Source organism: Rhizobium lentis (assembly GCF_014200175.1).
Lineage (GTDB): Bacteria > Pseudomonadota > Alphaproteobacteria > Rhizobiales > Rhizobiaceae > Rhizobium > Rhizobium mulingense.
In genome coordinates this window covers 245,230-257,885 of sequence record NZ_JACHBD010000011.1, presented here as the reverse complement: position 1 = coordinate 257,885, position 12,656 = coordinate 245,230, and the positions used below count along the sequence as shown (strand labels likewise).

General features: G+C 62.3%; 12 protein-coding genes. 9 read left to right on the top strand and 3 right to left on the bottom strand.

Going from position 1 to position 12,656, the window contains the following annotated elements; translation table 11 throughout:
- Positions 1 to 58: 58 nt before the first annotated feature.
- From GGI60_RS24660 to GGI60_RS24620, 9 genes are all read left to right on the top strand, one after another.
- Positions 59 to 871 (top strand): DeoR/GlpR family DNA-binding transcription regulator, encoded by an 813-nt coding sequence (locus GGI60_RS24660; protein WP_183918861.1) that lies wholly within the window; start codon positions 59 to 61, stop codon positions 869 to 871.
- A 47-nt stretch (positions 872 to 918) separates the two neighbouring features.
- Positions 919 to 1,914, top strand: coding sequence for a rhamnose ABC transporter substrate-binding protein (gene rhaS / locus GGI60_RS24655; protein WP_183918862.1), 996 nt, complete (start codon positions 919 to 921; stop codon positions 1,912 to 1,914).
- A gap of 72 nt (positions 1,915 to 1,986) precedes the next feature.
- A complete protein-coding gene (locus tag GGI60_RS24650) occupies positions 1,987 to 3,522 on the top strand; it encodes a sugar ABC transporter ATP-binding protein (RefSeq protein ID WP_183918863.1) in 1,536 nt (511 codons plus the stop codon).
- A gap of 25 nt (positions 3,523 to 3,547) precedes the next feature.
- Positions 3,548 to 4,549 (top strand): ABC transporter permease, encoded by a 1,002-nt coding sequence (locus tag GGI60_RS24645; protein WP_183918864.1) that lies wholly within the window; start codon positions 3,548 to 3,550, stop codon positions 4,547 to 4,549.
- Positions 4,546 to 5,553, top strand: a complete 1,008-nt coding sequence (locus GGI60_RS24640) for an ABC transporter permease (RefSeq protein ID WP_183918865.1) — start codon at positions 4,546 to 4,548, stop codon at positions 5,551 to 5,553. Before GGI60_RS24645 ends, GGI60_RS24640 begins: the two co-directional genes overlap by 4 nt.
- Complete coding sequence (gene rhaM, locus GGI60_RS24635) at positions 5,550 to 5,870, top strand: L-rhamnose mutarotase (RefSeq protein WP_183918866.1); 321 nt, start codon at positions 5,550 to 5,552, stop codon at positions 5,868 to 5,870. The genes GGI60_RS24640 and rhaM overlap by 4 nt, the downstream gene beginning before the upstream one ends.
- Complete coding sequence (locus GGI60_RS24630) at positions 5,867 to 7,246, top strand: FGGY-family carbohydrate kinase (protein ID WP_183918867.1); 1,380 nt, start codon at positions 5,867 to 5,869, stop codon at positions 7,244 to 7,246. The genes rhaM and GGI60_RS24630 overlap by 4 nt, the downstream gene beginning before the upstream one ends.
- 89 nt (positions 7,247 to 7,335) lie before the next feature.
- Positions 7,336 to 8,088, top strand: coding sequence for a fumarylacetoacetate hydrolase family protein (locus tag GGI60_RS24625; RefSeq protein WP_183918868.1), 753 nt, complete (start codon positions 7,336 to 7,338; stop codon positions 8,086 to 8,088).
- Positions 8,089 to 8,261: 173 nt separating this feature from the next.
- Positions 8,262 to 9,041, top strand: a complete 780-nt coding sequence (locus GGI60_RS24620; protein ID WP_183918869.1) for an ABC transporter ATP-binding protein — start codon at positions 8,262 to 8,264, stop codon at positions 9,039 to 9,041.
- A gap of 8 nt (positions 9,042 to 9,049) precedes the next feature.
- Here the strand turns inward: GGI60_RS24620 and mmsB are convergent, their stop codons facing one another.
- The 3 genes from mmsB to GGI60_RS24605 all read right to left on the bottom strand — a co-directional run bounded on the left by mmsB (position 9,050) and on the right by GGI60_RS24605 (position 12,655).
- Positions 9,050 to 9,931, bottom strand: a complete 882-nt coding sequence (gene mmsB / locus GGI60_RS24615) for a 3-hydroxyisobutyrate dehydrogenase (RefSeq protein WP_183918870.1) — start codon at positions 9,929 to 9,931, stop codon at positions 9,050 to 9,052.
- 9 nt (positions 9,932 to 9,940) lie between these two features.
- Positions 9,941 to 11,536, bottom strand: a complete 1,596-nt coding sequence (locus GGI60_RS24610; RefSeq protein WP_183918871.1) for a GMC family oxidoreductase — start codon at positions 11,534 to 11,536, stop codon at positions 9,941 to 9,943.
- Positions 11,537 to 11,665: 129 nt separating this feature from the next.
- Positions 11,666 to 12,655, bottom strand: a complete 990-nt coding sequence (locus GGI60_RS24605) for a branched-chain amino acid ABC transporter permease (protein ID WP_183918872.1) — start codon at positions 12,653 to 12,655, stop codon at positions 11,666 to 11,668.
- Position 12,656 lies beyond the last annotated feature (1 nt).

Below are 12,656 nucleotides of genomic sequence, written 5' to 3'. Positions count from 1 at the left end.
GTTTGTGATTGACAGTCTTTAACGGATACGAAATAAATATGACAAGAGGAGGAGCCCAATGCACGAACGCGAACGCCATCGCATCATCTTAAGCGCCGTCCAGGAAAAGTCCGTCGTCACCATCCAGGACATTTCCGAGCTGACGGAAGCTTCCGAAGCGACGATCCGGCGCGATATTGCGGCTCTTCATGTGCAGGGCAAGATCCGCCGCGTCCGCGGCGGCGCGGAAGCGGTCCATCCGCCGCAGCTCGGCAGCCTCGCCGGCCGCCCCTTCCGGGTTTCAGAATCAGTCAACATCGACAAAAAGCGCGCAATTGCACGCGCAGCCGTCGATCTTTGCGAAGCGGGAGACGCCATCATCATCAACGGCGGCACGACGACTTTCCAGATGGTGCATTACATGGCCGGCCACCGCATGCAGGTCATGACCAATTCCTTTGCGATCGCCGAACATCTGGTGAAGCATTCCAAAAATACCGTGACGGTGCCGGGCGGCGCGATCTATCGCGAGCAGAGCCTCATCCTGTCGCCTTTCGACAATGACGCGATCCGTAATTTTTATGCGCGGCGCATGTTCATCGGCGCGCAGGGCGTCGGCCCGCTCGGCATCATGGAGGCGGATGCCCTGGTCATCCAGAGCGAGCAGAAGCTGATGCACCAGGCCGACGAGCTCGTCGTCATGGTCGATTCAAGCAAGTTCAATCGCCGGTCGAGCCTCATTCTGTGCGCGCTCGACCGCGTGTCTGCGATCATCACCGACGACGGAATTTCGGAAGAGGCAGCTCGCATGGTCGAGAATGCCGGCGTCCGGCTCGTTGTCGCGAACCCGGTGGCGCAGCTTGCGAAGGAGGATTCCTCGTCGGTCGCATGAGGCGCCGCCGAGGTGTGGAAGTCTAATCTTAATGGGAGGAAAGTGACATGAAACTCGCAAAGACACTTGCGCTCGGCGTAGCGCTCGCCGTTGCCATGATGGCCGGCACCGCCAGCGCCAAGGACATCAAGATCGGTCTCGTCGTGAAGTCGCTCGGCAACGGTTTCTTCGACGCCGCCAACAAGGGCGCCCAGGAAGCCGCCAAGGAACTCGGCGGCGTGGAAGTGATCTACACCGGTCCGACGTCGACGACGGCCGAAGGCCAGATCGAAGTGATCAACTCGCTGATCGCTCAGGGCGTCGATGCCATCGCCGTTTCGGCCAACGATCCCGACGCGCTCGTTCCGGCGCTGAAGAAGGCAACCCAGCGCGGCATCAAGGTCATCTCCTGGGATTCCGGTGTTGCACCCGAAGGCCGCATCCTGCAGCTCAACCCGTCCTCCAACGAGCTGATCGGCAAAATGTGCCTGACGCTCGCCAAGGATCATCTGGAAGGCGGCAAGGGCGACTTCGCCATCCTGTCGGCCACGACCACCTCGACCAACCAGAACATCTGGATCGACCAGATGAAGAAGCAGCTCAAGGATTTCCCGGGCCTCAACCTCGTCACCACAGTTTATGGCGACGACCTCTCGGACAAGTCCTATCGTGAAGCCGAAGGCCTCCTGAAGTCGAACCCCAACGTCAAGGTCATCGTCGCTCCGACGACGGTCGGCGTTCTCGCCGCTTCGAAGGTCGTCGAAGACAAGGGCCTTATCGGCAAGGTCTACGTCACCGGTCTCGGTCTGCCGTCCGAGATGGCCGGCGCGATCAAGTCGGGCGCCACCAAGGAATTCGCTATCTGGAATCCGATCGATCTCGGCTATTCCGCAACCCAGATCGCCTACCGCCTCGTCAAGGGCGAGACCGACGGTAAGCCGGGCAGCGAGATCAATGCCGGTCGCATGGGCAAGATCAAGGTCGGCGACAACGGCGAAGCCGCCATGGCCGATCCCTTCGTCTACAATGCTTCGAACATCGACCAGTTCTCCAAGGTCTTCTGATCCGGAGCTGACGCATAGGATCTCGGCGGCCTTGCCGCCGGGATTCCCCTTTCGACATTTGGTAGAAATCCGATGAACGCCGCCTTTCAACAACCTGTCACGGACAGCAAAACCGGTGATGCGCCCGCCATTCTGGAAATGCGCGGCATCTCCCAGATCTTCCCCGGCGTGAAGGCGCTCGACAATGTCAGCATCGCCCTTCATCCTGGCACGGTGACGGCGCTGATCGGTGAGAACGGCGCCGGCAAGTCGACGCTCGTCAAGATCCTGACCGGCATCTACAGGCCGAACGAAGGCGAGATCCTCGTTGATGGCCAGCCGGTGACCTTCGCCAGCGCCCAGGCCGCGATTGACGCCGGCGTTACCGCCATTCATCAGGAAACCGTGCTTTTCGACGAACTGACAGTGGCCGAAAACATCTTCCTCGGCCACGCGCCCCGCACGCGCCTGCGCAGCATCGACTGGCAGACGATGAACAGCCGCTCGAAGACGCTGCTGACCGCGCTCGAAAGCAATATCGACCCGACCATCCGGCTGAAGGACCTGTCGATCGCCCAGCGCCATCTGGTGGCGATCGCGCGCGCTTTGTCGATCGAGGCCCGCATCGTCATCATGGACGAACCGACCGCCGCGCTTTCCCGCAAGGAGATCGACGATCTCTTCCGCATTGTCCGGGGCCTGAAGGACCAGGGCAAGGCAATCCTCTTCATCAGCCATAAGTTCGACGAGCTTTATGAAATCGCCGACGATTTCGTCGTCTTCCGCGATGGCCGCGCCGTCGGCCAGGGTCGCCTCAAGGAAACGCCACAGGATGAGATCGTCCGGATGATGGTCGGCCGCGACGTCGAGAACGTCTTCCCGAAGATCGATGTCGCCATCGGCGGTCCGGTTCTGGAGATCCGCAACTACAGCCACCGCACCGAATTCCGCGACATATCCTTCACGCTGCGCAAGGGCGAAATCCTCGGCGTTTACGGCCTGATCGGCGCCGGCCGCTCGGAACTGTCGCAATCGCTCTTTGGCATCACCAAGCCACTCTCAGGCAGGATGATACTAGAGGGCCAGGAACTCACCATCCATTCGCCGCAGGATGCGATTCGCGCCGGCATCGTCTACGTGCCGGAGGAGCGCGGCCGCCATGGCCTGGCGCTGCCGATGCCGATCTTCCAGAACATGACGCTGCCTTCGCTCGCCCGCACGTCGCGCCACGGCTTCCTTCGGGCGGCGAACGAATTTGCACTCGCCCGCAAATATGCCGAGCGGCTGGATCTGCGCGCCGCCGCCCTGTCCGTGCCGGTCGGCACGCTCTCCGGCGGCAATCAGCAGAAGGTCGTCATCGGCAAATGGCTGGCGACGGCGCCGAAGGTCATCATCCTCGACGAACCGACGAAGGGCATCGACATCGGCTCGAAGGCCGCCGTGCACGGCTTCATCAGCGAACTTGCCGCCGAGGGCCTGTCGATCATCATGGTCTCCTCAGAGCTACCGGAGATCATCGGCATGTCGGACCGCGTTCTGGTGATGAAGGAAGGGCTTGCCGCCGGGATTTTCGAGCGCGCCGAACTGTCGCCCGAGGCGCTGGTGCGCGCCGCCACCGGCAATGCATGAGGCCCACAATGCATAAGGTAAGAGCATGGCAAGACTGATCAGAAAACGCGAAACGCTGCTGTTCCTCATCATCGTCGTGATGATCGCGATCTTTTCGACGCGTGCAGCCGATTTCGCAACACCGGACAATCTCGCCGGCATTTTCAACGATACCTCCATCCTGATCATCCTGGCGCTGGCGCAGATGACGGTCATCCTGACGAAATCGATCGACCTGTCCGTCGCCGCCAATCTCGCCTTTACCGGCATGGCGATCGCGATGATGAATGCCGCCCATCCCGATCTGCCGCTCGTCGTGCTGATCCTTATGGCGATCGTCATCGGCGCCTGTCTCGGCGCCATCAACGGCTTTCTCGTCTGGGCGCTGGAAATCCCGCCAATCGTCGTCACACTCGGCACGCTCACCATCTATCGCGGCATGGCCTTCGTGCTCTCGGGCGGGGCCTGGGTCAATGCGCACCAGATGACCCCGATCTTCCTGTCGGTGCCGCGCATGCCGATCCTCGGCCTGCCCGTTCTCGGGTGGGTCGGCATCATCATCGTGCTGCTGATGTATGTGCTGCTCCGATATACCCCGTTCGGCCGCTCGGCCTATGCGACCGGTGGCAATCCGACCGCAGCCGTCTATGCCGGCATTGATACGGGCTGGACCAAATTTCTTGCTTTCGTTCTCTCCGGCGCGCTCGCCGGGCTTTCAAGCTATCTCTGGGTGTCGCGTTATGCCGTCGCCTATGTCGATATCGCCAACGGCTTCGAGCTCGACAGCGTCGCGGCCTGCGTCATCGGCGGCATCTCGATCGCCGGCGGCGTCGGCTCTGTCGCCGGCACGGTGCTCGGCGCGCTCTTCCTCGGCGTCATCAAGAACGCACTGCCGGTTATCGGCATTTCACCCTTCACGCAGATGGCGATATCGGGAACCGTCATCATTCTTGCGGTCGCCTTCAACGCCCGGCGCGAACGCAACCGCGGCCGCATCATCCTGCGCGACCGGGCCGCAGCCGATAGCAGAACGGAGGCTGCAGCATGAGCACCGTGTCCACACGAGAAAAGCGGGTCATCCCCGATCGCCTCGGCACGCCGTTGCGCCGCATCATCGCCAGCTGGGAAGTGCTACTCTTTGGCGTCGCGGTCCTGATTTTCATCTTCAATTCCCTGGCATCGCCCTATTTCCTCGATGCCTGGAACCTCTCGGACGCCACCTTCAACTTCACCGAAAAGGCGATGATCGCCTTCGCCATGGCATTGCTCGTCATTTCAGGCGAGATCGACCTTTCGGTCGCCGCGATCATCGCGCTCGCCTCGACGGCGATGGGGGCGGCGGCGCAGGTCGGCATCGGCACGCCGGGTCTGGTGCTGATCGGCATCGGCACCGGCCTTGCCTGCGGCATCTTTAACGGTGTGCTCGTCTCGGTGCTGAAGTTGCCGTCGATCGTGGTCACCATCGGCACGATGAGCCTGTTCCGCGGCATCTCCTATATCGTGCTCGGCGACCAGGCTTACGGCAAGTATCCAGCAGACTTCGCCTATTTCGGTCAGGGCTACGTCGTCTGGGTCTTCTCGTTCGAATTCGTGCTCTTCATCGTGCTGGCGATCCTCTTCGCCATCCTGCTGCATGCGACGAATTTCGGCCGGCAGGTCTATGCGATCGGCAACAATGATTTCGCCGCCCGCTTCTCCGGCATCCCGGTCGAACGCGTCAAATTCATTCTCTTCCTGCTGACCGGCATCATGAGCGGCATTGCCGCCGTCTGCCTGACCTCGCGCCTCGGCTCGACCCGGCCGTCGATTGCCCAAGGCTGGGAACTCGAAGTCGTCACCATGGTGGTGCTCGGCGGCATTTCGATCCTCGGCGGCTCCGGCACGATCGGCGGCGTCGTCATCGCCGCCTTCGTCATGGGACTCGTCACCTTCGGCCTCGGCCTGTTGAACGTGCCCGGCATCGTCATGTCGATTTTCATCGGCCTGCTTCTGATCATCACCATCGCCATCCCGATCGTCGCCCGCCGCATCAAGATCATGAGCTCCCGATGACCTTCGAAAAACACGCTTTCAAGATGCAGCTCAATCCTGGCATGGAAGCCGAATATCGCAAGCGGCATGATGAGATCTGGCCGGAACTGGTCGATCTGCTGCACAAGTCGGGCGCCAGCGACTATTCCATCCATCTCGACCGCGAGACCAATACGCTGTTCGGCGTTCTGACGCGGCCGGAGGACCACACGATGGCGAGCCTGCCGGACCATCCCATCATGAAAAAATGGTGGGCGCACATGGCCGATATCATGGCGACAAATCCGGATAATTCGCCCGTCCAGAGCGATCTCGTCACCCTCTTCCATATGCCATGACCGCCACCTCCTATCGCCGCATCGCCGTTCTCGACATCGGCAAGACCAATGCCAAGGTCGTCGTGCTCGACGCTGGGACAGGCGCCGAGATCGCCGTCCTGAAACGCCCGAACGTTACGATCAAAACCGGTCCCTATCCGCATTACGAGATAGAGGCGCTCTGGTCCTTCGCACTCGATGCGCTGAAGCGCCTTGCGCATGAGCCCGGTTTCGACGCCATTTCGATCACCACCCACGGCGCCGCCGCCGCGCTGCTCGATCGGGACGGTGGGCTCGCCATGCCTGTGATCGACTACGAACACGAATACCCCGAGGCGATCCGCGATGCCTATACGGCCTTGCGCCCCTCCTTCGACGAGACCTTCTCGCCGCGCCTTTCGATGGGTCTCAATGTCGGTGCACAGCTGCATTATCAGAAGAGCGCCTTCCCCGAGGAGTTCGACAAGGTCGCGACCATCCTCACCTATGCGCAATATTGGACGGCACGGCTGACGGGGGTGACCGCCAACGAGCTGACCTCGCTCGGCTGCCACACCGACCTCTGGAATCCCAGGGCGGGCGACTATTCCTCGCTCATCGACAGGCTCGGCATCCGCGGGCTGATGGCGCCGATCCGCTCCGCCTTCGATGCGCTCGGTCCGGTGCTGCCGGAGATCGCCGCCGAGCTCGGCCTTGGCGCTCCCGTGCCGGTCTATTGTGGCATTCACGATTCCAATGCCTCGCTGCTGCCGCATCTGGTCCACCGGGCCGCCCCCTTCGCCGTCGTCTCCACCGGCACCTGGGTGATCAATTTCGGCGTCGGCGGCGATCTCGATCATCTCGATCAGAAACGCGATGCGCTCGCCAATGTCGATGCCTATGGCCGGGCCGTCCCCTCCTCGCGTTTCATGGGCGGACGGGAATTCGAAATCCTGTCGGCCGAGATCGGTCCCGTCGATGAAAACGCCGCCCAGCCGGCGATCGGCCCGGTCATCGAAAAGGGCATGATGCTGCTGCCCAACATCGCCTCCGGCTCCGGTCCTTTTCCCGGCATGGCAAGCCGCTGGATCGGCGCCGAAGAGTCGAACCGCCGGGAGCGCCACGCCGCCGCCTGCCTCTATCTCGCTTTGATGACCGATGCCTGTCTTGGACTGATCGGCGCCAAAGGCCCGGTCATCGTCGAAGGGCCTTTTGCCCTCAACGAAACCTATCTGAAGCTGCTTGCCGCCCTTGCCGGTCGCGAGGTCCTCGCCCTCCCCGGCTCGACCGGCACCAGTCAGGGTGCTGCCCTCCTCACCGGCATCCGGCCGATATTCGGCGCCGAGACGCATGTTCCGCCGGCCGAAATTGCGGGGCTCGCCGCCTATCGCGATCGCTGGTACGCGGCGATGGAATAGGAGCTTTTCCAATTACTGCCCAAGACCCACTTGTTCATTGCTGCCCTGCCGTTAGTGTGCCACCTCGAAAATCAGGTCGAGGAGACAGCATGACAGAGACATTCGATCCGCGCGGGCTCGCAGCCAGGCTTCACAGCCTGCGCCAGGCCGGCAGGCAGGAGGAAACCGGCACTTTCGCGCTGCCGGCCGATCTGCATCAGGCGATGGAGGCTCAGAATTTTCTGGCCGACGGCATTTCCAGCAATGCCTGGAAGGTGACGGTCTCGCCTGAGGGTCAGGCGGTCACCGCTCCGCTGTATCCCTATGCCGAGGCCGCCTCGGGTGCGAGCATCCCCTGGTATCCGGGCATGAAATTCGAGACCGAGATCGCCGTGCGTCTCGGCAAGGACCTGCCGATCCGCACCGGCACTGCATATAGCCGCGCCGACGTGGTCGAGGCGATATCCGCTGCCTATCTCGGCGCCGAGCTGCTGGTCAGCGCCGTAAGGGAAAGCGGCAGCGTCTCCTTTCTGCTGTTTACATCAGATCGCCTCGGCAATAGCGGCTATGTGCTTGGTCCAAAGCTCGACAAGAGCCTGGTCGATACCGCCGGCGGCACGCCGCTCAAGGTCACCCATGCCGGCCGCACCATCTATGACGGTCCGGCTCAGCACCCGAAGGGCGATGTTCTCACCTGGCTCGTCGACTACGCCAATGACGGCTTGCGCCCGGGAACATCGCTGAAGGCAGGCGCGCTGATCACAACGGGCACGTTGAGCGGCGCGATCGAACTGCCTGAACCCGGCGAAATCGATATCCTCTTCGGCGACGCCAGGCTGAGTTTTCCGGTGTCGAAGGCATGATTGATGCCGGTTCTGGCTGCGACCGCGGCCATGCCAGCATGGCGTCTTCACGCTCGGCGGAAAATGTTAAGTTGACAATCCAGGTTAAGTTTTGCAGGAACCGGATGCGGCAAGGAGGGCCGATCCATGTCTGAGGCCCTCCCGAACCAGCAATGCGGAACCTGGAGCAGACCATGCCTTCGTCTTTCCTTGCCCTGTCTCAAATCACCTATGCCATCGGGCCGAAGCCGATCCTGCATGGCATCGACTTGACCCTCGATCAGGGCCGTATCTGCGGTCTGGTGGGCTCGAACGGCTCCGGCAAGAGCACGCTTTTGAAGATCATCGCCCGCCAGATCGCACCGCAATCCGGCGCCATCTCCTTCGGCGGCAAGGTGGCGGCCGACTGGGGCGCCCGGGAATTTGCCCGACACGTCGCCTATATGCCGCAATTCACGCCGGCGACCGACGGGATGACCGTGCGCGAATTGGTGGCGCTCGGCCGTTTTCCCTGGCACGGCACACTCGGCCGCTTCACCGCGACGGATCGCAGCAAGGTCGAGGAAGCCATCACCCGCACCGAGCTTGAGGACTTTGCCGATCGCCCCGTCGCCAACATGTCCGGCGGCGAGCGCCAACGCGCCTGGATTGCCATGATGCTCGCCCAGGATGCCCGCTGCTTGCTGCTCGACGAACCGACGTCGGCACTCGACCTCGCCCACCAGGCGAGCGTTCTCTCCCTGGTACAGGATCTCAGCCGCGAACGCGGGCTGACCGTCGTCATCGTGCTGCACGATATCAACCTTGCCGCACGCTACTGCGACGCGATCGTCGCCCTCAGCCGCGGCCGGATCACGGCCGAAGGCACGCCAGCCGAGATCATGCAGGCCGACACGCTGCACTCGATCTTCGGAGTCGGCATGGGCGTCTTCCCGCATCCGGTTCGAAAAGAGCCGGTCAGCTATCTCCTGTAGGCCGTCGGCTACACCTTTTCGCGGAACATTTCGATGATGGCGGAAAAATCTCTTCCGCCATTGCCCTGCTTTTCGAAGAGCGCATAAAGCTGGGCCGCTTCCGCGCCGAGCGGCGTGGAGGCGCCGCTCGCCAGAGCCGCCTCTTGCGAAAGCTTGAGATCCTTCAGCATCAAGGCTGCGGCAAAACCTGGCTTGTAACCATTGTTGGCAGGCGAGGTCGGCACCGGGCCGGGCACCGGGCAATAGGTGTTGATCGACCAGCATTGGCCCGATGAGGTCGATGCAACGTCGAAAAGCGCCTGATGCGAGAGGCCGAGTTTTTCGGCGAGCACGAAGGCCTCGCAGACGCCGACCATCGAGATGCCGAGGATCATGTTGTTGCAGATCTTTGCCGCCTGGCCGGCACCCGCTTCGCCGCAATGGACGATCTTCTTGCCCATGGCCTCGAGAATTGGCTTGGCTCGGGCAAAGGCTTCCGGGGAGCCGCCCGCCATGAAGGTCAGCGTGCCGGCGCTCGCCCCACCGGTGCCGCCGGAGACGGGTGCGTCGACCGACAGGCAGCCTGCAGCCTTGGCTATCTCATGCGCCTTGCGGCTGCTGTCGACATCGATGGTCGAGCAATCGATGACCAGCGTGTCCTGCGCCGTCGACTGCAGAATGTCTGTCCAGGCCGTCAGCACATGCCTGCCCTGCGGCAGCATCGTGATAACCACCTCCGCATCCTTGACCGCCTGGCTGGCATGGCTTGCCGGCTTGACGCCGCTCGCCTCCGCCGCCTTCAGCACCGAAGCCGCGAGATCGAAACCGAGGACCTCGTGGCCCGCCTTGACGAGATTGGCCGCCATCGGCCCGCCCATATTGCCAAGCCCGATGAATGCGATCCTTGCCATGGTCTTCTCCTATCGATTGTCTTCGAGGATCATCGCCGCCGCCTTTTCGGCGATCATGATCGTCGGCGAATTGGTGTTGCCCGAGGTGATCGACGGCATCACCGAAGCGTCGGCGATCCTGAGCTTGCCAAGCGCCCTGAATTTCAGTCTGGGGTCGACGACGCTCTCCCTGTCGGCGCCCATGCGGCAGGTGCCGACGGGATGGAAAATCGTCGTGCCGATATCGCCGGCCGCCCGCTCCAGATCGGCTTCGGTCTGATAGCTGGGACCTGGCTTGAACTCTTCCGGCCGGAACCTCGCGAAGGATGGCTGCGCGACGATCTTGCGCGTTAACCGTATCGAACGGACAGCTATGTCACGATCGCGTTGCGTCGAGAGGTATTTCGGGCTGATCGTCGGCTGCGCGGCAAAATCCGGGCTCGACAGGTGCACCGAGCCCCGGCTTTCCGGCCTCAGATTGCAGACGCTCGCCGTGATTGCCGGGAAAGGATGGACCGGGTCGCCGAATTTTTCGAGCGAGACCGGTTGCACGTGATATTGCAGGTCAGGCGTTTCCCGGTCTGGCCCCGAGCGGGTGAAGATGCCGAGCTGGCTCGGCGCCATCGCCATCGGTCCGGAGCGGCGGACGAGATATTCGAGCCCGATCGCCGCCTTGCCGATCAGCTTCGTCGCCTTCTCGTTCAGCGTTGGAACCCCGGTTACTTTATAGGCCAGACGCAGTTGCAGATGATCCTGCAGATTCTCGCCGACGCCCCTGACCTCGGTGACGACATCGACGCCCGCCCGCTGGAGAACCTCGCCCCTGCCGATGCCGGAGAGTTCCAGAATATGCGGCGAGCCGATCGATCCGGCCGAAAGGATGGTTTCCTTGCCCGCATAGGCGCGTTTCGCCACGCCGTCGTGCTGGAATTCGACGCCGGCCACGGCCCCCTCCTCCACCAGCAGCCGCCGGACCTGCGCCTTGGTGAGCACCGTCAGGTTGGAGCGCTTGCGCGCCGGGCGCAGGAAGGCTTTCGAGGTGTTCCAGCGAATGCCGGAACGCTGGTTGACGTCGAAATAACCGGAGCCTTCATTGCTGCCGCGGTTGAAATCCTCTGTTTCCGGAATGCCGGCTTCTCTCGCCGCCTGCTGGAAGGCGTCGAGCACGGCCCAGCGCACCCGTGCCTTCTCAATGCGCCATTCGCCGCCGGCGCCATGCATCTCGTCTTCGCCGCGATAAAAATCCTCGGACTTGCGGAAGTAGGGCAGAACATCGTCCCAGCCCCAGCCACTGCAGCCCATCTGCCGCCAGAGGTCATAATCGCGCGCCTGGCCGCGCATATAGATCATACCGTTGATCGAGGAGCAGCCGCCGAGCACCTTGCCGCGGGGATAGCTCAGCGCCCGACCGTTCAACCCCGCTTCCGGCGCCGTTGTGAAACACCAGTCGGTCCGCGGATTGTTGATGCAATAGAGATAACCGACCGGGATATGGATCCAGTGGTAGTTGTCGCTGCCGCCGGCTTCGAGCAGCAGCACCCGGCTCCTGCCATCGGCCGACAGCCGGTTGGCAAGCACGCAGCCGGCGCTGCCTGCCCCGATGATGATATAGTCGTACCGATCCATGTGCCCTGCACGAACTCCAGATGCTTGCCGCTTCCCTCTCCCCGCGGGACGGGGAGAGGAAGTGTCGCAGCGCCGCCGCCCGTCTCTTCCTCCGAAAACACGGCTTTCCCGGAGAAGAGGTCCGCCCGTTCAGCGGCGATAGACGAAGCCCAGTTTGCGCCCCAGCCGCGACGCGTAGAATTCGCCGATGATGCCGCGGCGGAAGATCAGCACGCAGATCATGAACACGATGCCGGTGATGATCGTCACCGGAAACTCCGAGGTGGCGAGGTAGTTTTCCAGCGCCACCACCAGCCCGGCCCCGAAGACGGGGCCGATCAGTGTGCCGATGCCGCCGAGCAGCGTCATCAGGATCACCTCGCCCGACATCTGCCAGGCGACGTCGGTGAGCGTCGCGAACTGGAAGACGATTGATTTGACCGCGCCCGCCAGCCCCGCAAGCGCCGCCGACATGACGAAAGCGCCGAGCTTGTAGCGCGCGACGGAATAGCCGAGTGAGATCGCTCGGCTCTCGTTCTCGCGGATCGACTTCAGGATCATGCCGAAGGGCGAATTGATGAAGCGCCAGATGATCAAGATACCAACGAGGAAGACGGCAAGCACGAAATAATACATGTTGGTTGAGTCGTTCAGGTCGATGAAGCCGAAGAGATGCCCGCGCGGCACCGACTGAATGCCGTCCTCGCCCTCGGTGAACTCCGCCTGCAGACAGAAGAAGAAGAACATCTGCGACAGCGCCAGCGTGATCATCGCGAAATAGATGCCCTGGCGGCGGATGGCGAAGAAACCCATGACGAGGCCGAGGAAGGCAGCCCCAATGACACCGATCAGGATGCCGAGCTCCGGCGGCAAGCCCCATGATTTCACGGTATAGGCGGTGAAATAGGCGGCACCGCCGAAGAAGGTGGCATGGCCGAAGGACAACAGGCCGGTATAGCCGAGCAGCAGATTAAAGGCGCAGGCAAACAGCGCGAAGCAGAGCAGCTTCATCAGGAAGATCGGATAGAAGAAAAACGGCGCCAAGAGCAGGAGCAGCAATCCCACGAGGAGGAAGCCCGCCTGCACCGAAAAAGCGGTTCGGCTTTTTTCCGTTCGGAGAGTTTCGGTGATATCGGTCATG

Excerpts from the sequence above, each read along its gene's own strand:
- GGI60_RS24660 (WP_183918861.1), top strand. The coding sequence starts at position 59 with ATGCACGAACGCGAACGCCATCGCATCATCTTAAGCGCCGTCCAGGAA.
- rhaS (WP_183918862.1), top strand. The coding sequence starts at position 919 with ATGAAACTCGCAAAGACACTTGCGCTCGGCGTAGCGCTCGCCGTTGCC.
- GGI60_RS24650 (WP_183918863.1), top strand. The coding sequence starts at position 1,987 with ATGAACGCCGCCTTTCAACAACCTGTCACGGACAGCAAAACCGGTGAT.
- GGI60_RS24645 (WP_183918864.1), top strand. The coding sequence starts at position 3,548 with ATGGCAAGACTGATCAGAAAACGCGAAACGCTGCTGTTCCTCATCATC.
- GGI60_RS24640 (WP_183918865.1), top strand. The coding sequence starts at position 4,546 with ATGAGCACCGTGTCCACACGAGAAAAGCGGGTCATCCCCGATCGCCTC.
- rhaM (WP_183918866.1), top strand. The coding sequence starts at position 5,550 with ATGACCTTCGAAAAACACGCTTTCAAGATGCAGCTCAATCCTGGCATG.
- GGI60_RS24630 (WP_183918867.1), top strand. The coding sequence starts at position 5,867 with ATGACCGCCACCTCCTATCGCCGCATCGCCGTTCTCGACATCGGCAAG.
- GGI60_RS24625 (WP_183918868.1), top strand. The coding sequence starts at position 7,336 with ATGACAGAGACATTCGATCCGCGCGGGCTCGCAGCCAGGCTTCACAGC.
- GGI60_RS24620 (WP_183918869.1), top strand. The coding sequence starts at position 8,262 with ATGCCTTCGTCTTTCCTTGCCCTGTCTCAAATCACCTATGCCATCGGG.
- mmsB (WP_183918870.1), bottom strand. The coding sequence starts at position 9,931 with ATGGCAAGGATCGCATTCATCGGGCTTGGCAATATGGGCGGGCCGATG.
- GGI60_RS24610 (WP_183918871.1), bottom strand. The coding sequence starts at position 11,536 with ATGGATCGGTACGACTATATCATCATCGGGGCAGGCAGCGCCGGCTGC.
- GGI60_RS24605 (WP_183918872.1), bottom strand. The coding sequence starts at position 12,655 with ATGACCGATATCACCGAAACTCTCCGAACGGAAAAAAGCCGAACCGCT.